Source organism: Pseudomonas sp. ESBL9 (assembly GCF_036668715.1).
Lineage (GTDB): Bacteria > Pseudomonadota > Gammaproteobacteria > Pseudomonadales > Pseudomonadaceae > Aquipseudomonas > Aquipseudomonas lundensis.
On record NZ_JAZEVV010000009.1, the window covers coordinates 16,632 to 36,788 of the forward strand.

The window sequence follows — 20,157 nt, forward strand, 5'->3', positions numbered from 1 at the left end:
CCGCTCAAGGGCGCTGCGTGAGGGGGGCTGGCCCCAGCGGATGTGCTCCGTATAATGCCGCCATTGCCACGGCTAGATGGATGACAGGATTGCTATGACTGAACAGCGCGCGATTGCGGTCTTGGGAGGCGGGAGCTTTGGCACCGCGGTGGCCAACCTGCTGGCAGAAAACGGTCACCCGGTGCGTCAATGGATGCGCGACCCGGTGCAAGCCGAGGCGATTCGACTTAACCGTGAAAACCCTCGTTACCTTAAAGGCATCAAGATTCATCCAGGCGTTGATCCGGTCACGGACTTGCACGCCACCCTTGAGGCGTGTGATTTATGTTTCGTCGCTTTGCCTTCCAGCGCATTGCGGACGGTGCTGTCAGCGCATGCCGAGCGCTTGAGCGGCAAAATGCTCGTCAGCCTGACCAAAGGCATTGAAGCCCACAGCTTCAAACTGATGAGCGAAATTCTTGAAGAGATCGCCCCGCAAGCGCGGATTGGCGTGTTGTCGGGGCCTAACCTGGCGCGTGAAGTCGCAGAACATGCGCTCACGGCCACGGTCGTTGCCAGTGCTGATGAAGCCCTGTGTACGCAGGTTCAAGCGGTTTTGCATGGCCGCACATTTCGTGTGTATGCCAGTGCCGACCGCTTCGGCGTCGAGCTGGGCGGGGCGCTTAAAAACGTCTATGCAATCATTGCCGGCATGGCGGTTGCGCTGGGCATGGGCGAAAACACTAAAAGTATGTTGATTACCCGTGCCTTGGCTGAAATGACACGATTTGCTGTCAGTCAAGGTGCCAACCCGATGACCTTTCTTGGACTGGCCGGGGTAGGCGATTTGATCGTGACCTGCTCTTCCCCCAAGAGCCGTAACTACCAGGTGGGGTTTGCCCTGGGTGAAGGCTTGAGCCTGGAAGAGGCCGTCTCGCGTCTTGGCGAAGTGGCTGAAGGCGTTAATACTCTCAAGGTGCTCAAGGCCAAGGCGCAGGAGCTGAATGTTTACATGCCGCTGGTGGCAGGCTTGCACGCGATCCTCTTTGAAGGGCGCACGCTCAATCAGGTGATTGAAGTGCTGATGCGGGCCGAACCCAAGACAGACGTCGATTTTATTTCCACCAGTGGTTTCAACTGAGCCCGACAGGAGCAACCCATGAATGACAACCCGAATGCCCCCCAGTACGAATCCCTAGTGTTGCGCGTGCTGTGGATGCTGGTTTTTCTGCTGGTCTGGCAAATCGCCCAGTTGCTGCTCGGCGGCCTGGTGCTGGTGCAGCTGATTTACCGGCTGGTGTACGGCGCGCCGAACGGCGGCCTGATGAATGTCGGCGACAGTTTGAGCCTGTACCTGGCGCAAATCGGTCGCTTTGGTAGTTTTCACACCGAGCAAAAACCCTGGCCTTTTGCTGACTGGCCCGCTCCCCGTGCGCCAGAAGGCGAGGCCCCCTATGTCGAGCCTGCGACGCAGACCAAACAGCCATGAAGTTATGGATATTGCGTCATGGAGAAGCCGAGCCGCATGCCCTTCGCGATGCCGATCGTAATCTCACCGAGCATGGGCGTCAGCAGGTCGTGCGCAGCGCCGCGCACTTGATAGGGCAACCGCTTGATTGCATCTTAGTGAGCCCGTATGTCCGGGCTCAGCAGACGGCCGATCTTGTACGCGACGCGCTGGGATTCAGCTCAGCCTTGAAAACCGTACCGTGGCTGACCCCGGAGAGTGATCCCCGGTTTGCCGTCAACCAACTTCCGGACAGCGGCAATGTGTTGTTGGTCAGCCATCAACCGTTCGTGGGTGAGCTGATCAGTCTGTTGCAGCATGGTCATTGCCGGCAGCCTCAACCCATGCAAACCGCCAGCCTGGCAGAACTCGAAGGTGAGTGGCCGCTGGCCGGCAGCCTGCGCTTGCTGCGGGTGTGGCACCCGTAAGCGCAAGACTGTTTGGGTGCTCCTTGCTCCTTGCCTGGCGCTGTCTGCGGGGCATTCCCGGTTGCACCGTCGCCGTGTGTTATGGCAACAAGACGATAGCCGACTCACCCACCAAGGACTGAACAATGAGCATGTGGACAACCCTGCCAGATCTGGCGTACCTCAATGCAATGCGCAAAAACTCCATTTGTGAGGTGCTGGACATCACCTTTGATGCGTTCGATGACAATTCCATCACCGCGAGCATGGTGGTCGACCACCGCACCCATCAGCCATTCGGGCTGTTACACGGCGGTGCATCGGTGGTGCTGGCAGAAACCCTCGGGTCGATGGCCAGCTATATGTGCATCGATCAAAAGCAGTTTTATTGCGTAGGTCTTGAGGTCAATGCCAACCACCTGCGCGGGGTACGCAGCGGGCGCGTGAGCGCCGTTGCACGGCCTGTGCACAGGGGCCGTACCACCCATGTCTGGGACATCCGCTTGACCGATGACTCGGGCAAGCTCACCTGCATTTCTCGTCTGACCATCGCCGTTGTGCCGTTAGGCGAAACACCGCCCGCGCGTTGAGCATTTAAAGGGCAATGGCCGTAGTGGCGTCCCTCCTGGCGTATACGGTCATTGCGACATCGAAAGTTCCTGCAGACAATAAGTCCAATTACTTCGTGTGGATGCCTTAAATGTCCCGGCAGATTTTTTTCGCCCATGCCAATGGCTTCCCTTCAGGCACCTATGGGAAGCTGTTTGCCGCACTTGCGCCCGATTACCACGTGGCGCATTTGCCTCAGCACGGGCATGACCCTCGCTTCCCGGTCGACAACAACTGGCGCAACCTGGTCGACGAACTCATTTACCACCTGCAACAGCAGGACGGCCCGGTGCTGGGCGTTGGCCACTCACTGGGCGGCATGTTGCACTTGCATGCGGCCATCCGGTGTCCCCAGCTCTACAAAGGCGTGGTCATGCTCGATTCTCCCGTCCTGACGCGCACCGACCAGTGGGTGATTCGTGCTGCTAAACGTTTTGGCCTGATTGATCGACTGACCCCGGCCGGGCGCACGTTGGGGCGCCGTGAAGAGTTTGCGGACCGCGAAGCGGCGCGCGAGTACTTCGCCGGAAAATCGCTGTTTCGCAGCTTCGACCCTGACTGTTTCGACGCGTATCTGGAGCATGGATTGCGGGCGATGGATGACCGTTTGCGCCTGAGTTTCGATCCGGCCACGGAAATCAATATCTACCGCAGCGTACCCCACACCAGTCCCGGTCTGGTCAAGCAATTGCGGGTGCCATTGACCGTGGTGCGCGGACGCGACAGCCGCGTCGTGATGCGCCACCATGCCAATGCCGTGGCCCGCTTGCCGTTCGGTGAAGCGTTGAGCGTGCCGGGTGGGCACATGTTTCCACTGGAACAGCCGGACGATACCGCCTGCCTGCTCAAGTCGATTTTTACCCGTTGGGAATCGCGTGATTCCGGCGTTGAAGAGTGAACCGCATGCCGCCCGTGGTGGAAGAAATTCGTCTGAGCCTGCCCCATATCGAACTGGCAGCCCATGTGTTTGGGCCTGAAGACGGTATTCCGGTGATCGCGCTGCACGGCTGGCTGGATAACGCCAACAGTTTTGCGCGGCTGGCGCCCAAGCTGCACGGATTACGCATTGTGGCGCTGGATCTGGCAGGTCACGGCCACTCTGCCCACAGGCCGCCGGGCGCCAGTTACTCCTTGTGGGAGTATGCATTTGATGTGTTGAGCGTGGCCGAACAGTTGGGCTGGGAGCGTTTTGCGCTGCTGGGCCACTCCTTGGGGGCGATCATTTCGGTGGTGGTGGCCGGTTCGTGCCCGGAGCGTGTCACGCATCTGGCGCTCATTGATGGCGTGATGCCGCACACCGGCACTCAGCACGACACGGCTGAGCGCATGGGGCAGGCGCTGCACGCTCAGTTACAGTTGAACCACAAACGCAAGTCCGTGCACACAACCCTCGAGCGTGGCGTCGAAGCGCGCATGAAAGGCATGGTCGCGGTCAGCCGCGAAGCTGCCGAGTTATTGGCCCAGCGCGGGCTGATGCCGGTGCCGGGCGGATACAGCTGGCGCAGCGACAGCCGCCTGACACTCCCTTCACCCCTGCGCCTGACGGAGGAGCAAGCCATGTCCTTCGTCCGGCGCGTCAGTTGTCCGGCCACCTTGATCGTGGCCGAAGCCGGCATGCTTGCTACCCATCCCGAGCGGCTGGATGGACTACCCTTCAGCCTGGAACGGTTACCCGGTGGCCATCATTTACATGTCAATGACGAAGCCGGGGCAATCCTTGTTGCAGACTGTTTCAATAGGTTCTTCGCTGCTCCTTGACTTGCGGCGGCCAACTGCCGAGGCTTGGCGGGTTGAAATGGGAGACAACCATGATAGATCTCTACACCGCTGCGACCCTGAAAGGCCATCCGGTCTCTATCGTGAGCAGGCTGAGTCACCCGTCACCTGCGGGTGACCCGTGCCGATGAAATTGACCAACCGTTTGATCGGCGTACTGGGTTTGAGTTGCCTGAGCCCTTTGTTGTGGGCGGCCGATGTGCCCGGCAGCCAGGACTTGCAGGACGTGCCCCGGCTGGCTGACGCACACATTGTCGATTACACCGTTAAGCCGGATGCCGAGCGCATCTACCCGATGGGGCCGATTCGTAAAATAAGCGGGCGCCTGCGCTTCGACGGGCAAGTGGATGCACGGGGCGAGACCACCGCAATAACCTATGAACTGCCGGCCGGCCATTCGGCCACCGAAGCCTTCACGGCGGCGCGCGAGGCGCTGCAAGCCAAGGATGCCGAATTATTGTTCTGGTGCCAGGCGCGTGACTGCGGCGAAAGCAGCCTCTGGGCCAATGAGGTGTTAGGCAACGCCAAGCTGGTGGGCTCCGATGAGCAACAATCCTACCTGTTGCTCCGAATGGCGGCCCCTGAACGCAATCGATTGGTGGCGCTGTATGCCATCAACCGCGGCAGTCGCAAAGGGTATCTGCATGTGGAACAACTGGTGGCCACGACCGATCTCGGGACCTTATTGCCCACGCCTGCTACGTTGCAGCGTCAACTGAAAACCACCTATGCGCTGGATTTCCCGACCCTGACGCAAGCGCCCGACGCGCCCTGGCTTGAGCTCATTAGCCGTGCTTTAAAACTTGATACCACCGCACGCCTCAGCTTGAGCGGCGTCAATGCAGCTGCCTGGCGAGAGGCCCTGATCAAGAGTGGCGTGCGCGCCTCGCGTCTTGAACTGAGCGACACCCCGGCGCCGGGGCTGCATATCGAGCTGCTGCGCTAAGCGTTACCCACGACGGCTACACTTGGCGTAGCCGTCGTCTTTTTTGTTTTCGAATTTCTGTGGAATACACATGCTCAATAACGATCGCCTGCTGGTGCAAATTCTGCTGCTGGTGTTGTTCGGTGCCAGTTTGTGGGTCATGGCACCTTTCTGGTCGGCTCTGTTCTGGGGCGCCGTACTGGCTTTTGCCAGTTGGCCGCTGATGCGCTTACTGACCCGCTGGCTCAGTGGGCGGGAATCGCTGGCGGCTGGCATTTTGACCTTGGGGTGGATGTTGCTGGTGGCCGGGCCGCTGGTGTGGCTGGGCTTTAATCTGGCCGATCACGTGCGCGACGCCACCACCTTCGTGAAGGATGTGCAATTAGAAGGGTTGCCCGAGGCCCCGACCTGGCTGGCTGGCATTCCGCTGGTCGGAGAGCGGCTGGTGGGCATCTGGGACACCATCGACGAGCAGGGCGCGGCGATGATCATCGCGGTGAAGCCGTATTTGGGGCAGGTGGGTAACTGGTTGCTGGCCCGCAGTGCGCAGATCGGCGGCGGGATTCTGGAGCTGACCCTGAGTATTGTCTTTGTGTTCTTTTTCTATCGGGACGGCCCGCGGCTGGCGACCTTTGTGCACCGTTTGCTTGAACGCCTGATCGGTGAGCGCGCGTCTTACTACCAAGAGTTGGTGGCGGGCACCATTCAGCGAGTGGTCAACGGGGTGATCGGCACGGCGGCCGCTCAAGCGTTATTGGCACTCATCGGTTTTCTGATTGCGGGCGTGCCGGGTGCGCTGGTGCTGTGCCTTGCAACGTTCCTGCTCAGCCTGATCCCGATGGGGCCGCCGCTGATCTGGATTCCGGCCACGGCGTGGCTGGCCTGGAAAGGCGATTACGGGATGGCGATTTTCCTGGGTATCTGGGGCACGCTGATCATCAGCGGTGTGGACAACGTGCTCAAGCCCTATCTCATCAGCAGGGGCGGCAACTTGCCCTTGGTGATCGTGCTGCTTGGCGTGTTCGGCGGCTTGATGGCGTTCGGGTTTATCGGTTTGTTCATCGGCCCGACCTTGCTGGCGCTGGCCTATAGCCTGCTGGTGGACTGGAGCGCCAGCCAGCAAAACAAAACCCAGGGCTAACCCGCGCACGCAAGGACCAGCGGCGTGAGGCTGCGTAGCATCGCAGCCTCACGCGTCGGTCAGACGCTCTTGACGATCTTTCCTTCCACTTCGTCCTTCATGCGCAGCAACTCATCGCCAGCGCGCTCGATGTCTGAGCGCACGCTGTGCAGTTGCTGGCGACTCTTCTCAAGCAGGCGCTTGGTTGAGCTGTGGCCGGTAATACCGCGTTTTAGCGCCATGGCACCGATGCCCACCTGGATCAGGCCGATAAACCCGCCCCGACGAATGCCCTTGCCGAGCATCACCACGCCGCCCGCCAAAGAGCCCACACGCTCCCAGCCTTCAACGTTTTGGTAAGGCACGTCCGGGTATGCGGGGGATTCAATGCGCTCTACAGGATTTCTGTTGCTCATGCTCTGTCTCCAAGGGTTGGTGGATACAGAGCTGACTCTCAGCGCAGGCGGGTTGTTCCCCTGGCAGGCATCCTAGGGTCAGAATTTAGGCCCGGATCGGGTGTTGTTACCCTTGGCCAAACGGTCGTAAAGCACTACGTTGACGGTGGCGGCGAGGTTCATGCAGCCGTTGGTCGGGATGTAAATCACATCCTCGCACCAGTCCAGAATCTCTTTGTCCAGCGAGCCGTCTTCAGGCCCGAAAACATACAGAGCGCGATCCGGATGGGTGTACTCGGGCAAGGCGCGAGCGCCCTCTACCAACTCCACTGCCACGGGAATGCAGCCCAACGGCAGGATCTTTTTCAGGTCATCAATGCCAATCAGCGGAATGTCCTGATGCACCTTTTTGGTGTCGGTCACGAAGTCCCGGGCGCGCTCATAGCGTTTGCCGGTGTAGAACACGGACGCCACGTTATAGCAACCAGCCGCACGCATCACCGAGCCGACGTTTTCCGGTGATTTGGGGTTATACAAACCAATGCAGCTGTACCGTTTGTTCGCCACGTGCCCGAGCCCTTCAGAAAAAAGACGCGAGTATACGCCTGTTCACGCTGATCCGGCGCCGCAGTCCAGGCCGCGGCGTCGGCAAGCGCGCGACTAGTCGTCTTTTTTCATTAACCCGGCCAGAGCGGCGAACGGGTTGTGGGTGGCTTTGGCCACTTTCGGGCTGCTGGTCGAGCTGTCCGAAAAGTATTGCTGGTCGGTGTAGCGCGAGTGTTCATTGTCATGGCAATACAGGCACAACAGCTCCCAGTTGGAACCGTCTTGCGGGTTGTTGTCATGGTTATGATCGCGGTGATGGACCGTCAGCTCGCTCAGGCGTTTACCCGAGAACTCACGGGCGCAGCGGCCGCAGACATGCGGGTACATTTTCAGGGCTTTGTCGCGGTAGCCCATTTCACGGTCACGCTGGGCATCGGCCAGGATGCGATCCAGCTTTGCGGTATGGGAGGGAGGGTTGGCCGAGCTCATGGGTTCACCTTTGAAGACGAATGACGGTCAGGTCGTTAAGTTTAGCTGTTGATCAGCCTTTGATTTTTTCAGCAATCCAGATGGTATGCCGCGTGCCTTTGTTGCCGTGGGCGAAGACTTGCACTTCCTCGGCCTTGAAACCGGCTTTGCGCAGTTTGTCGGAAAATTGTTTGTCAGCGCTGGCAGACCAGACGGCCAGCACGCCTTTGGGCCGCAAGGCGTTGGCACAGGCACTCAAGCCTCCGGCCGAATACAACCAGCTGTTGGCTTTTTGAGTCAGGCCTTCGGGGCCGTTGTCGACATCCAGCATGATGGCGTCAAACCCTTTGGGTTCGGCTTGCAGCACCTTGGCCACGTCTTCCAGGCGGACCACCGTGCGCGGGTCTTGCAACGGGTTGCCGGCCTTTTCGCCTAGCGGGCCGCGATTCCATTCAACAACCCCCGGCACCAGTTCGGCCACGACCACTTCGGCGGTTTTGCCCAAATGCTTGAGGGCCGACGCCAGAGTGAACCCCATGCCCAAACCACCGATCAGCACGCGCGACTGGGCACGTCCGGCGACCTTGCGGCAGGGGATTTCGGCCAGTGCGTCTTCCGAGCCGTGCATGCGGGTGTTCATTAATTGGCCGCCGTCGCCACCCTGGATCTTGATCACGAAGTCCTCGCCATACTCAAACAGGCACAGGGCGCCGCCGTTATCGGGGATCGGAGTGGTGTCGAGCAGAACAAAACGTTTCATGGGTATCTCATAGAAGAGGACAAAAACCGCAGGTTACGAGTAGCCTGAGGGCAGACAAGCCGGTCTGGCAACGGAGTGACTGATGAAACGCACTATTCTAACGGCCATTGTAGGGGCGGTGCTCTCGATAAGTGCAGCGCAAGCGGGGGCATTGAGCCCTGTGCCTGTGATGCCTGCAACCCCGGAACCCGGTTCGCCCGGTACAGCCACGCCCACGCCTTATCCGCAGATGACGCCGCGGCCGGTGCCCAAGCCCGTGGCAGGCAGCGGCAGCCTGCTCCCGCTGCCCCCCATCGACTTGCCCCAGCCGCCGCCCAAAGACCAACCCTTGCCGGGGCTCGACCGCAAAGACCTGAAGATCAAGCCTGCTGCTGATTGAGCCGGGCAGCGGCACCGGGTGCAGGCCCTCGTTTAAAGGCCCAGTACTTTGAACACAAACGCGTATTCCAGCGCCACATCGCGCAACGCTTGATAGCGTCCGCTCATCCCGCCGTGGCCAGCCTCCAGCTCTGTCTTGAGCAGCAACAGATTGTCGTCGGTTTTGCTGGCGCGCAATTTGGCGACCCATTTGGCGGCCTCCCAGTACTGCACGCGGCTGTCGTTGTACCCGGCAATGACCAGCATCGCCGGGTAAGCCTGTGCGCGCACGTTTTCATAGGGCGCGTAGGCCTTGATCCGCTCATAGACGTCGGGTTCCTGCGGGTTGCCCCATTCGTCATATTCGGTGACGGTCAGGGGCAGGTCCGGGTCGAGCATGGTGTTGAGCACGTCCACAAAAGGCACTTCGGCGATGGCCGCCTTGAACAGCTCAGGCCGCTGATTGAGCACCGCGCCGATCAACAGGCCGCCCGCGCTGCCGCCACTGATGACCAGTTGCCCGGCCGTTGTCAGCCCTTGAGCGATCACATGTTCTGCGCAGGCGATGAAGTCGCTGAACGTGTTGTGCTTGTGTTCCTGTTTGCCCGCCCGGTACCAGGCTTCGCCCAACTCACCGCCACCGCGCACGTGAGCGATGGCAAACGCCACGCCCCGATCGAGCAGGCTCAGGCGCGCATGGGAGAACCACGGGTCAAGGCTTTCACCATAGGCGCCGTAACCATACATATACAGCGGCGTCGGCTGGCCCAGGGCGCTGCGCTTGACCACCAGGCTGATCGGCACCCGGGTGCCATCAGGGGCCGTGGCCCACAGGCGCTGACTGACGTAATCGTCGGCATTGAACGGCCCCAGGACCGGAGTTTCCTTGAGCACGCTTTGCTCGCCGGTGCTCAGTGTCAGTTGACGTACTTGTGCCGGACGATTCAACGCCTCATAGCGCAAACGGATATAGGGACTTTCGAACTCAAGGCTGTCCTGCACATAAAGGCTGTAGGCGGCGTCTGGTAATTGCACCCGATAAGGCGTTAAACCGCTCGGACGGATCTCAATGATCGGCAGTCCACCTTCGCGAAGGCTTAAACACAGTGCATGGGCATTGAGGGTCAGGCCTTCGAGCATGACCGCGTCGTCGTGGGCAATCAGCAGCGTCCAGTCATCGCGGGTCGGTGTTTCGCCCTTGGCGTGGTACAGCGCAAAGTTGATCCCGTCCTGATTGGTGCGGATAAACCAGCTCCACTCACCCTGATACAGTCCGTGATCGACACTGTAATCGTGGCCTTCAACCCGGGGCGCAAGGCAGTGGAAGGGGCTGGCCGGTTGATCGGCCTCCAGCACCCAACTTTCACTGGTGGTTTTGCTGTTGAGCAACAGGATGAGCTGGCGCTCGGAACTGGAGCGGTAGCAATGCAGGAAAAAACGCCCGTCCGGCTCATGGAACACCTCGTGCGCGGCGGTTTCTCCGAGCGTGTGGCGCAGCAGTTTGTGGGGACGGTGAGTGTCGTCCAGCGTTGCGAAAAACAGCGTCTGGCTGTCATTGGCCCACGTCATGCTGCCATCGCACGCCTCGAACGGCAGCTCGGTCACGGCCCCGCTGGTCAGCTCTTTGACGAACAGGCGGTAGGTTTCTTCGCCACTGGTGTCGAGGCTGTAAGCCAGCCGTTGATGATCCGGGCTGATACTGAACGCACCCAGGGAGATAAACCCGCCGTCAGCCAGCGCGTTCGGGTCCAGCAACACATGTTCGGCCTCTTCGTCTACCTGCTGGCTATTGTCAGCCGGGCGCGGGCAGCGGAAATGGCGGGCGTATTCTTCCCCCGCCTGGGTACGGGTGTAGTACAGATAAGGGCCCCAGGGCGACGGCAAGGACAGATCAGTCTCGCGGATGCGGCCCTTGATCTCTTCAAACAACGCTTCACGTCGCTCCGCCTCGTCGGCCAACTGGGCTTCCTGGTACTGGTTTTCCGCTTTCAGGTAGTCCAAAACCTCTTTGCTGTCGCGATTTTGTAACCACGCATAGGGGTCTGAACCCTCTATGGTGTGTGCGACTGGAGCGCTATTTGCGTAGGTAGATTCGGTCATTAACTGCTCTCGGAAACCTGAATGAAAAGAAGCCGTGCAGCCGCACTGGCTAAAAGCCGTTATCATAGCGCCTCATTGCCTGCCGACCATGGATACCATGACCGAGAACGACTATCTGATCGCTTGGGGCCTTTACGCCTTTGCCGCTTTGGGCTGCCTGCTCGTGTGGTGCCGCCTGACCCGCTTCATGTGGCGCTGGCTGCGTGAACCGTTGCGGGTACTGATGGCCGTGCTGTTGTTCAGCCCGACCATCATTGACCCGGTCAAGGAAAAGTTCGCCCCTGCGATTGCCATCACCGCCCTTGATCTGGCGTTCAAAGTGGGCAACAACGCCTGGCGGGCCGTGTCCGACCTGTTGATGTACGCCATCATTGCGTTTTGCCTGTATGGGCTGTTTGTGCTGATCCGCTGGCCCATTGAGCGCGCGAGCAAGGCCCGGCGTGCGCAAGCGGCGGCGGCCGAGCAGGCCCGCCAGAGCGATCCTGAAGACGATCAACCCTTCGGCAATGCCGGTGACGACCGTTACGGCCGTCCGGTAGCACCGCGGGTCAGCGGTTCTACCCGGGTTGAACCCAGGTTGTAACTTTTTCCGTCGAGCCTGAATGCGAGAGTGCGAGCGTGTGTGAATTACTGGGCATGAGCGCCAACGTGCCGACCGATATTGTGTTCAGCTTCACCGGCCTGATGCAGCGTGGCGGGCGCACCGGCCCGCACCGTGATGGCTGGGGGATTGCGTTCTACGAAGGGCGTGGCCTGCGCCTGTTTCAGGACCCGGCCGCCAGTTGCGACTCTGAAGTCGCATTGCTGGTGCAGCGATACCCGATCAAAAGCGAAGTGGTGATTGGTCATATCCGCCAGGTCAATGTCGGCAAAGTGTGCCTGTCCAATACCCACCCGTTTGTGCGCGAATTGTGGGGCCGTAATTGGTGTTTCGCCCATAACGGCCAACTGGCCGATTTCAACCCGCGTACCAGCTTCTACCGGCCGATCGGTGACACCGATAGCGAAGCAGCGTTTTGCGACGTGCTCAACCGGGTGCGCGAAGCCTTCCCCGAACCGGTGGACGTCCAAACCCTCATTCCGGTGCTGGTGGCCGCCTGTGCCGAATATCGCGGCAAAGGCGTCTTCAACTGCTTGCTCAGTGATGGTGACTGGTTGTTTTGCTACTGCTCGACCAAACTGGTGCATATCACCCGTCGAGCGCCCTTTGGCCCGGCGCGGCTCAAAGATGTCGACGTGATCGTGGATTTTCAGGCAGAAACCACCCCCAATGACGTGGTCACTGTGATTGCCACCGAGCCGTTGACTGAAAACGAAACCTGGACGCGCTATGCGCCTGGCCAGTGGGGCTTGTGGCGACGCGGCGAATGCGTCAGCCAGGGCACAACCGAATAAGGATGGGCGAGCATGTTCCTGAGTTACCTGCGGTTGGTGTTGTTCACCCTGGGCCTGTTGGTCGGCGTGCAAGTGCCGGGTTTTATCAATGACTACGCCAAGCGCGTGGAAGCTCACCTGATCGAAGCGCAAACCGGTTTGGCCGGGTTTCAAAACACCGCCAACCAGTTTTTCAACGGCGACCTGCACGCACTGGTGGCGCACTACCAGGCCAGTGACGACCCGGTATTTCGCAGCGATGCCTCAAGCCTGGGCACCTTGTTGACCCGTCAGCGCCTGCTGGACAACCAGTTCCAGGCCATGCAAGGGCCGTGGTACCTGCGCGCCCTGCACGTGGCGTACGCGGCAGACCCGGCCATCCGTCAGGAAACCTACGACGCCTACACTTATCAAGTGTTGCTCTCGCCCAGCGCCATTGGCTGGGCCATGGCCGGCGCGTTGCTGTTTTCCTTCATGATCGAGGGCTTTTTGCGGCTCATCGACTGGGTCGTCCTGGGCGGCAAGCGTCAACGCGAACGCATTGCACGCCGTGAGCGCAGCTACTGACCTGTAGTCGCTGCGCAAGCCGTTCTGCGCCCTGCGCGCCGATCGGCAACGGTTTAAACGTGGCAACTTCACCGCAATCAACTTTTCTTATCCCTGTGCCCCGCTTTTATTAGTTGGACGAACGACGTACGGCTGTCGAAAAATGTCCTACTTCTAACGATAAAAACCACAGGAGCATCATCGTGAGCCGCCTGTTATTGAACTGCGACATGGGTGAAAGTTTTGGCAGTTGGACCATGGGCCTGGATGCCGAGGTGATGCCCTTTATTGATTGCGCCAACATCGCGTGCGGCTTTCATGCCGGTGATCCGCAGATCATGCGCAAAACCGTGGCGCTGGCGCTGGAACATGACGTCCAGATCGGTGCCCATCCGGCGTATCAGGATCTGGCAGGGTTCGGCCGCCGCTCCATGGCCTATACCGCCCAGGCGCTGCAAGACCTGCTGCATTACCAGATCGGCGCCCTGGATGGCATCTGCCGCGCCCAGGGGACGCGGGTCAGCTACGTCAAACCCCACGGTGCGCTCTACAACGACATGATGGCCAACCCCGAGCAGTTGCGCGCGGTGGTGCGCGCCGTGGCGGCCTACGATGCGAGCCTGCCGCTGATGCTGATGGCGACCCGCGATAACAGCGCCGCGCAAGCCATCGGCGATGCGTGTGGCGTGACCCTGTGGTTTGAAGCATTTGCCGATCGCGCCTATGACGCGGCCGGGCATCTGGTCTCGCGCCAATTACCGGGCGCGGTGCACCACGACCCTGCAGCCATCGTGCAGCAGGCGCTGACCCTTGCAGCGGGCCAGCCGCTGACAGCCATTGATGGCAGCCCATTGCACCTGCACGCCCATACGCTGTGCGTGCATGGCGACAACGCCAGTTCGGTGGCGGCCGTGCAGCGCATTCGTTCGGCCCTGAACGGGCAACGTGCATGAAGCCGCGTATCGAAGTGGCGGCCGTCGACTGCTTGATGCTGCGGTTGTTCGATGAGATTGCCGAACTCAACATGCCGTGGATGCTGGCCGCCACAGAGCGTGTGCGCAGCGGGTTTGCGGGTTTTTTGATTGATGTGGTGCCGTCCTACACCACGCTGATGATTCACTACGACGGGCTGGCGCTCAGCCCGGCACAGGCGCGCGAATTGATTCATCAGGCACTGACAGACCTGCAGCCCGCTACTGGGGACCACGGCCAATGCCATGTGCTGCCGGTGTGGTACGACCTGAGCGTGGGGCCCGAGCTGGCATTGCTGGCCCGGCGCACGGGCGAGTCGCAGGGCGAAGTGATTCGTCGTCACAGCGCGCGTCCGTATCAGGTGTTCGCATTGGGTTTCGCCCCCGGTTTTGCCTTTATGGGGCTGGTAGACGAGGTGTTGGCAGCTCCACGCCTCGACACCCCGCGCAAACGGGTGGCGGCGGGCAGTGTCGGGATTGCCGAACGCCAGACGGCGGCCTATCCGGCCCAGTCACCCGGCGGCTGGAACCTCATCGGGCGCACGCCGGTCATGCTGTTTGACCGGGAGCGGGACGGCTACAGCCTGTTGCAACCCGGCGATCGCGTGCAGTTTGAACCGATCAGTCATAGCGAATTCATCCGCCTGGGCGGTGACGACACCCCGCAGGAGGCCTTGGCATGAGCCCATTGTTGATTCAGGCCAGCACCCCGTTGTGCCAGTTGCAGGACGCCGGACGTTTTGGCGTTCGGCACTTGGGCGTGACGCAGGGCGGTGCAGCCGACTGGCAGTCGATGACGTGGGCCAACTGGCTGTTGGGCAATGGGCTGCAGGCGCCGGTGATTGAAATCACCTTGGGCGGTTTTAGCGTCATCGCCCAGCGCGATTGCACATTGGCGCTGGCGGGTGCAGACCTGGCCGCCACCGTGGATGGTCAGCCGCTCAAGCCGTGGCGCAGTTTCAGGCTGCGCCAAGGTCAGACCTTGGGTTTCGTGCAGCCGCTCAACGGCGCGCGCGCTTACCTGGCCGCGCCGGGAGGCTTCGACGCGCCGCGCGTGTTGGGCAGTTGCGCCACGGTGATACGCGAGCAGTTGGGCGGGCTGGATGGCAAGGGGCACGCGCTGGTGAAGGGCGCCGAGCTGGGCTTCAGTGACATTCAGCCCGCGCTGCGTGAGTTGCATCACGCCTGGATTCCCATATTCACCGACGCGGCGTCGCTAAATGTGGTCATGGGCGCGCAGATCGGCAATTTCAGCGGGCAAAGCACGTTTGACGCCTTCAATTGCCCATGGGCACTCGACAGCCGTGCCGACCGCATGGGCATCCGCTTGCTGGGGCCGACCCTGGTGTACCAAGGGCCGCCGATGATTTCCGAAGGAATTGCGCTGGGAGCGGTGCAAGTGCCGCCGGATGGTCAACCCATCGTGTTGCTCAATGACCGGCAAACCATCGGTGGCTACCCGCGACTGGGGGCATTGACGCCGCTGTCATTGGCCCGGCTGGCCCAGTGCCTGCCGGGACAGCGGGTGACGTTGCGCCCCACGACCCAGGAGGTCGCGCAGCGCCAGCAGGTGCAGTGGATGCAGCGCCTCAACAGCGTCTGAGCCACACCCCTCGGAGGAGGGGTGTCAGTTCACTTCGCCAGAAAGCGCATCCCTTCTTCCAGTCCCTCCAGCGTCAGCGGGTACATGCGGTCTTCAATCAAGTCGCGCACGATGCGCGTCGAGGCCGTGTAGTTCCACGTGTCTTTGGGGTACGGGTTGATCCAGATGAGCTTTTTGTATTTCTCCCTAAAACGCTGCATCCACAGGTAACCCGGTTCTTCGTTCCAGTGCTCGACGCTTCCCCCGGCATGGGTGATTTCGTATGGACCCATGGCCGCGTCGCCGATGAAGATCACCTTGTAATCGGCGCCGTATTTGTGCAGCACATCCTGGGTCGCGATCCGTTCAACCTGCCGCCGCTGGTTGTTTTTCCACACCGACTCATAAATGAAGTTGTGAAAGTAGTAGTACTCCAGGTGCTTGAACTCAGTCTTGCAGGCCGAGAACAGTTCTTCGCAGATCTGCACATGGGCGTCCATCGAGCCACCAATGTCGAACAGCAACAGCAGCTTGATGGTGTTGCGCCGCTCCGGTCGCATCTGGATATTCAGCAGACCGGCGTCGCGTGCGGTGTGATCGATGGTGCCGTCGATGTCCAGTTCATCTGCCGCACCCTGACGGGCGAATTTTCGCAAACGCCGTAGCGCAACTTTGATGTTGCGGGTGCCCAGTTCGACCTGATCGTCGAGGTTTTTGTACTCGCGCTGTTCCCAGACTTTTGCAGCCTTGCCCTGGCGCGCACCGGCATCCCCGACGCGAATGCCTTCGGGGTGATAGCCGCCGGAACCGAACGGGCTGGTACCGCCGGTGCCGATCCACTTGTTGCCCCCGGCGTGGCGTTCCTTTTGCTCTTCCAGGCGCTGTTTGAACGCTTCGATGAGTTTGTCCAGCCCGCCCAGCGACTGGATCTGCGCCCGCTCTTCATCGCTCAACGAGCGCTCGAACTCCTTGCGCAGCCATTCGTCCGGGATCAGGGCCTCAAGGTGTTCATTGAGGTTTTGCAGGCCGTTGAAATAGGCGCCGAAGGCGCGATCGAACTTATCGTAGTGGCGCTCGTCCTTGACCAGAATGGTGCGCGCCAAAAAGTAAAATTCGTCCATGTCGGCGAAGGTCACGCGGTGTTTGAGCGCGTTGATCAGGTCCAGTAGCTCACGCACCGAAACCGGCACCTTGGCTGCGCGCATTTCATTGAACAGATTCAGCAACATGCTTATCGCCTCGGGTCAATCAACGATTGCCGCGACGGCTCATGAACGCCAGGCGCTCAAGCAATTGCACGTCCTGCTCGTTTTTCACCAGCGCGCCGGCCAGCGGCGGGATGGCCTTGGTCGGATCACGCTCGCGCAGCACGGCTTCGCCGATGTTGTCGGCCATCAGCAGCTTGAGCCAGTCCACCAGTTCGGAAGTCGAAGGCTTTTTCTTCAGGCCTGGCACTTTGCGCACATCGAAGAACACGTCGAGCGCTTCGCTGACCAGTTCTTTCTTGATATCAGGGAAGTGCACGTCGACAATTTTTTGCAGCGTGTTGCGGTCCGGGAAGCTGATGTAGTGGAAGAAGCAACGGCGCAGGAAGGCGTCCGGCAGCTCTTTCTCGTTATTGGACGTAATGATGATGATCGGGCGCACCTTGGCCTTGATCGTTTCGTCGGTCTCGTAAACGTAGAACTCCATCTTGTCGAGTTCTTGCAGCAGGTCATTGGGGAACTCGATGTCGGCCTTGTCGATTTCGTCGATCAGCAGAATCACCCGTTCTTCGGCTTCGAAGGCTTCCCACAATTTGCCTTTCTTCAGGTAATTGCGCACATCGTGGACTTTATCGACGCCCAGCTGTGAATCGCGCAGACGGCTGACCGCATCGTATTCATAAAGGCCCTGGTGGGCTTTGGTCGTGGACTTGATATGCCAGGTGATCAGCTTGCAGCCGAAAGACTCGGCCAGTTGCTCGGCCAGCATGGTCTTGCCGGTGCCGGGCTCGCCCTTGACCAGCAGCGGGCGTTCCAGGGTAATGGCCGCGTTGACCGCCAGCTTCAGGTCATCAGTGGCCACGTAGGCGCGGGTACCTTCAAACTTCATCTGCACATCCTCAAACCATGAACCCGGTCTGCACAGGGCAGGGCGGGCGACTAAAAAAGTATGTCCGACTATAACGCGGCACCCGCGTGGCGTGAACGCAAACGCCTCATTCAGTCTGTGAACGGGCCGTCACGCCATGACTGGACGCACGCGAACACGAAGCCTACCCTTGAAGCCTTTCCGAAAAGTGCATAAGGGACCCCCGTCATGAGTCGTATTTTTGCAGATAACGCTCATTCCATCGGTAATACACCGCTGGTACAGATCAACCGCATTGGGCCCCGTGGTGTCACGATTCTGGCCAAGATCGAAGGGCGTAATCCGGGGTATTCGGTTAAATGCCGGATTGGCGCCAACATGATCTGGGACGCCGAGAGCCGCGGGGTACTTAAACAGGGCATGACCATCATTGAACCCACGTCGGGCAATACCGGCATTGGCCTGGCCTTCGTGGCCGCTGCACGCGGTTACAATTTGATGCTGACCATGCCGTCGTCCATGAGCCTTGAACGTCGCAAAGTGCTCAAGGCACTGGGCGCCGAGCTGGTCCTGACTGAACCGGCCAAAGGCATGAAAGGCGCGATCGACAAGGCCGCTGAAATCCAGGCCAGCGACCCTGCCCAGTACTTCATGCCGCAACAATTCGAAAACCCGGCCAACCCTGCCATCCATGAAAAAACCACCGGCCCCGAAATCTGGAACGACACCGGAGAGCGTGTCGATGTGCTGGTTTCAGGCGTGGGCACGGGCGGCACCATCACGGGTATTTCACGGTACATCAAGCACACACTGGGTCAGCCGCTGATGTCAGTGGCCGTTGAACCCATCACCTCGCCAGTCATCACCCAGGCGCTGGCCGGTCAGGCCATCCAGCCTGCGCCGCATAAAATCCAGGGCATCGGTGCCGGTTTTGTGCCAAAAAACCTCGACCTGTCGATTGTCGATCAGGTCGAGCTGGTCAGTGACGATGAGTCCAAGGCCATGGCGCTGCGCCTGATGCATGAAGAAGGCATTCTGTGCGGCATCTCCTGCGGTGCGGCCATGGCAGTGGCGGTGCGTCTGGCCGAAAAACCGGAGATGCAAGGCAAGACGATTGTGGTGATCCTGCCGGACTCGGGCGAACGTTACCTGTCGAGCTTTCTGTTCAGCGACATGTTTAGTGAGCAGGAACTGGAGCAGTAAGGCCACAATTATCACGGCCGGGGCGGCGCAGGCGGGCGGGCTCACCGCGCCTGCGCAAGCGCCGCCTGTCGCGTCCCGGCCCGCATCAGCGACAGGTTTTGCCTGACTCACATCAAGCGATTTCGCCTCGGCATATGCTATTAAATGCGCTGTTACGTAATCCTTAACACTGAATGTTGGATCACGCGGGTTTTGTCCTGCGCCGGTAGTGTTTATCATGCCCGGCTGCCACATCGGGCTATCGGTGCCGCACAGTTTTTTCGAGGAGTTGTTGCATGACCTTATCCTTCGCCATCAAGGCAGGGCTGATACTGCTGTTTGTCGGCAGCATCCTTTACGTGCACTTGCGCGGCAAGGCGCGCTTGCCGGTGTTGCGTCAGTTCGTCAACCACTCCGCTTTTTTTGCGCCGTACAACGCCTTGATGTACCTGTTCTCCGGTGTGCCGTCCAAACCTTACCTGGACCGCAGCAAATTCCCCGAGCTGGATATCCTCAAGGACAACTGGCAGGCGATTCGCGAAGAGGCCATGCACCTGTTCGACGAGGGCTACATCCGCGCCGCCGAAAAGAACAACGACGCAGGCTTCGGTTCGTTCTTCAAAAAAGGCTGGAAGCGCTTTTACCTCAAGTGGTACGACAAGCCGCTGCCTTCCGCAGAGCTGCTTTGCCCGAAAACCGTGGCGCTGGTCAACAGCATTCCTAACGTCAAAGGCGCGATGTTTGCCTTGCTGCCGGGCGGCAGTCACCTCAACCCGCACCGCGACCCGTTTGCCGGTTCACTGCGTTATCACCTCGGGCTGTCAACGCCCAACTCCGACGCGTGCCGCATCTTTGTGGACGGCGAGGAGTACGCCTGGCGTGATGGCGAAGACGTGATGTTCGATGAAACCTACGTGCATTGGGTCAAAAACGAAACCGACATCACCCGCGTCATCCTGTTCTGTGACGTGGAACGGCCGTTGACCAACCGCCTCATGACCAAGATCAACCGTTGGGTCAGCGCTCAGTTGGGCAAAGCCACCGCGCCACAAAACCTGGACGACGAACGAGTAGGCGGCATCAACAAAGCCTACGCCTGGAGCAAACGCTTCAGCGATCGCTTCAGTGGCGTGGTCAAGCAGTGGAAACGCCGCAACCCCAAGCTGTACCGCATCATGCGCCCGGTGTTGGCGGTGCTGGTGCTGGTGCTGCTGTGGCGCTGGTTGTTCGGTTAACGTATTGCCAATTGTATCGGGCGCTGGTTATAGTCGGCGCTCGATACCCTTCAGAACGATCAGCCCATGCCGGTTTCTCTTCCACACCGCGTTGTCGATTCAGCAGTCACTGCTGACGCAGTGCCGTGTGCGAATCAGCAGCCGGAGCAGATCATTCACTCCCCCCCTCCTGTCAGCAGCACTGTGGTGTACGTCGTCGTATCGCCACCGGGTGTTGTGGCGGGCTGAGCCGAGCCTTCGGCTGC

Annotated in this window: 24 protein-coding genes; 17 read left to right on the plus strand and 7 right to left on the minus strand. The window is 60.1% G+C overall.

Annotated elements, in window-relative coordinates:
• Positions 1–94 precede the first annotated feature (94 nt).
• The 8 genes from V6F78_RS20070 (at position 95) to V6F78_RS20105 (ending at position 6,344) form a co-directional block, all read left to right on the plus strand.
• Positions 95–1,120 (plus strand): NAD(P)H-dependent glycerol-3-phosphate dehydrogenase, encoded by a 1,026-nt coding sequence (locus tag V6F78_RS20070; RefSeq protein WP_047294650.1) that lies wholly within the window; start codon positions 95–97, stop codon positions 1,118–1,120.
• An 18-nt stretch (positions 1,121–1,138) separates the two neighbouring features.
• Positions 1,139–1,468 (plus strand): DUF4389 domain-containing protein, encoded by a 330-nt coding sequence (locus tag V6F78_RS20075; protein WP_047294648.1) that lies wholly within the window; start codon positions 1,139–1,141, stop codon positions 1,466–1,468.
• On the plus strand, positions 1,465–1,914 hold the full coding sequence (gene sixA, locus V6F78_RS20080) for a phosphohistidine phosphatase SixA (protein WP_047276048.1): 450 nt from the start codon (positions 1,465–1,467) through the stop codon (positions 1,912–1,914). Before V6F78_RS20075 ends, sixA begins: the two co-directional genes overlap by 4 nt.
• 125 nt (positions 1,915–2,039) lie before the next feature.
• A complete protein-coding gene (locus V6F78_RS20085; RefSeq protein WP_047276050.1) occupies positions 2,040–2,483 on the plus strand; it encodes a hotdog fold thioesterase in 444 nt (147 codons plus the stop codon).
• Positions 2,484–2,593: 110 nt separating this feature from the next.
• Positions 2,594–3,400, plus strand: coding sequence for an alpha/beta fold hydrolase (locus tag V6F78_RS20090; protein WP_047294646.1), 807 nt, complete (start codon positions 2,594–2,596; stop codon positions 3,398–3,400).
• Between the two features lie 5 nt (positions 3,401–3,405).
• On the plus strand, positions 3,406–4,260 hold the full coding sequence (locus V6F78_RS20095) for an alpha/beta hydrolase (RefSeq protein WP_047294644.1): 855 nt from the start codon (positions 3,406–3,408) through the stop codon (positions 4,258–4,260).
• Positions 4,261–4,405: 145 nt separating this feature from the next.
• Positions 4,406–5,224, plus strand: a complete 819-nt coding sequence (locus V6F78_RS20100; protein WP_047276105.1) for a DUF4892 domain-containing protein — start codon at positions 4,406–4,408, stop codon at positions 5,222–5,224.
• Between the two features lie 70 nt (positions 5,225–5,294).
• Positions 5,295–6,344 (plus strand): AI-2E family transporter, encoded by a 1,050-nt coding sequence (locus V6F78_RS20105; protein ID WP_047294642.1) that lies wholly within the window; start codon positions 5,295–5,297, stop codon positions 6,342–6,344.
• Positions 6,345–6,403: 59 nt separating this feature from the next.
• Here the strand turns inward: V6F78_RS20105 and V6F78_RS20110 are convergent, their stop codons facing one another.
• The 4 genes from V6F78_RS20110 to V6F78_RS20125 all read right to left on the minus strand — a co-directional run bounded on the left by V6F78_RS20110 (position 6,404) and on the right by V6F78_RS20125 (position 8,492).
• Positions 6,404–6,739, minus strand: a complete 336-nt coding sequence (locus tag V6F78_RS20110) for a DUF2892 domain-containing protein (protein WP_047276060.1) — start codon at positions 6,737–6,739, stop codon at positions 6,404–6,406.
• Positions 6,740–6,817: 78 nt separating this feature from the next.
• On the minus strand, positions 6,818–7,285 hold the full coding sequence (locus V6F78_RS20115) for an RNA methyltransferase (protein ID WP_047294640.1): 468 nt from the start codon (positions 7,283–7,285) through the stop codon (positions 6,818–6,820).
• 93 nt (positions 7,286–7,378) lie between these two features.
• Positions 7,379–7,753, minus strand: a complete 375-nt coding sequence (locus tag V6F78_RS20120) for a YajD family HNH nuclease (RefSeq protein ID WP_047276064.1) — start codon at positions 7,751–7,753, stop codon at positions 7,379–7,381.
• A 52-nt stretch (positions 7,754–7,805) separates the two neighbouring features.
• Positions 7,806–8,492 carry a spermidine synthase gene (locus V6F78_RS20125; protein WP_094990460.1) on the minus strand — a complete coding sequence of 229 codons (687 nt, stop codon included), beginning with the start codon at positions 8,490–8,492 and terminating at the stop codon, positions 7,806–7,808.
• A gap of 82 nt (positions 8,493–8,574) precedes the next feature.
• On the opposite strand from V6F78_RS20125, the gene V6F78_RS20130 reads away from it, so the two are divergent.
• Positions 8,575–8,871: a hypothetical protein gene (locus tag V6F78_RS20130; RefSeq protein ID WP_047294636.1), complete on the plus strand. Its 297-nt coding sequence runs from the start codon at positions 8,575–8,577 to the stop codon at positions 8,869–8,871.
• A gap of 32 nt (positions 8,872–8,903) precedes the next feature.
• On the opposite strand, the gene V6F78_RS20135 is transcribed toward V6F78_RS20130, so the two are convergent.
• Complete coding sequence (locus tag V6F78_RS20135) at positions 8,904–10,949, minus strand: S9 family peptidase (protein ID WP_169858953.1); 2,046 nt, start codon at positions 10,947–10,949, stop codon at positions 8,904–8,906.
• A gap of 88 nt (positions 10,950–11,037) precedes the next feature.
• On the opposite strand from V6F78_RS20135, the gene V6F78_RS20140 reads away from it, so the two are divergent.
• From V6F78_RS20140 to V6F78_RS20165, 6 genes are all read left to right on the plus strand, one after another.
• Positions 11,038–11,532 carry a hypothetical protein gene (locus tag V6F78_RS20140; RefSeq protein ID WP_047276208.1) on the plus strand — a complete coding sequence of 165 codons (495 nt, stop codon included), beginning with the start codon at positions 11,038–11,040 and terminating at the stop codon, positions 11,530–11,532.
• Positions 11,533–11,567: 35 nt separating this feature from the next.
• Entirely contained in the window at positions 11,568–12,344 is a 777-nt protein-coding gene (locus V6F78_RS20145; protein WP_332728041.1) for a class II glutamine amidotransferase, read from the plus strand.
• Between the two features lie 12 nt (positions 12,345–12,356).
• Positions 12,357–12,890, plus strand: coding sequence for a DUF2937 family protein (locus V6F78_RS20150; RefSeq protein WP_047294632.1), 534 nt, complete (start codon positions 12,357–12,359; stop codon positions 12,888–12,890).
• A 182-nt stretch (positions 12,891–13,072) separates the two neighbouring features.
• Positions 13,073–13,822, plus strand: a complete 750-nt coding sequence (locus V6F78_RS20155; protein ID WP_047276076.1) for a 5-oxoprolinase subunit PxpA — start codon at positions 13,073–13,075, stop codon at positions 13,820–13,822.
• Entirely contained in the window at positions 13,819–14,523 is a 705-nt protein-coding gene (locus V6F78_RS20160) for a 5-oxoprolinase subunit B family protein (protein WP_094990458.1), read from the plus strand. Before V6F78_RS20155 ends, V6F78_RS20160 begins: the two co-directional genes overlap by 4 nt.
• Entirely contained in the window at positions 14,520–15,443 is a 924-nt protein-coding gene (locus tag V6F78_RS20165) for a biotin-dependent carboxyltransferase family protein (RefSeq protein ID WP_094990457.1), read from the plus strand. The genes V6F78_RS20160 and V6F78_RS20165 overlap by 4 nt, the downstream gene beginning before the upstream one ends.
• A 29-nt stretch (positions 15,444–15,472) precedes the next feature.
• Here V6F78_RS20165 and V6F78_RS20170 read toward each other — a convergent pair whose 3' ends face one another.
• Positions 15,473–16,651 carry a vWA domain-containing protein gene (locus tag V6F78_RS20170; protein WP_047276093.1) on the minus strand — a complete coding sequence of 393 codons (1,179 nt, stop codon included), beginning with the start codon at positions 16,649–16,651 and terminating at the stop codon, positions 15,473–15,475.
• A gap of 19 nt (positions 16,652–16,670) precedes the next feature.
• The gene (locus V6F78_RS20175; RefSeq protein ID WP_047276083.1) at positions 16,671–17,516 is read right to left on the minus strand and encodes an AAA family ATPase; all 846 of its coding nucleotides are present in this window, start codon (positions 17,514–17,516) and stop codon (positions 16,671–16,673) included.
• Positions 17,517–17,723: 207 nt separating this feature from the next.
• Between V6F78_RS20175 and cysK the strand changes: the two genes are divergently transcribed.
• Both cysK and V6F78_RS20185 read left to right on the plus strand, forming a co-directional pair.
• The gene (cysK, locus tag V6F78_RS20180; RefSeq protein ID WP_048375799.1) at positions 17,724–18,698 is read left to right on the plus strand and encodes a cysteine synthase A; all 975 of its coding nucleotides are present in this window, start codon (positions 17,724–17,726) and stop codon (positions 18,696–18,698) included.
• Between the two features lie 275 nt (positions 18,699–18,973).
• On the plus strand, positions 18,974–19,912 hold the full coding sequence (locus V6F78_RS20185; protein WP_047276087.1) for an aspartyl/asparaginyl beta-hydroxylase domain-containing protein: 939 nt from the start codon (positions 18,974–18,976) through the stop codon (positions 19,910–19,912).
• The last annotated feature ends 245 nt before the right edge of the window (positions 19,913–20,157 follow it).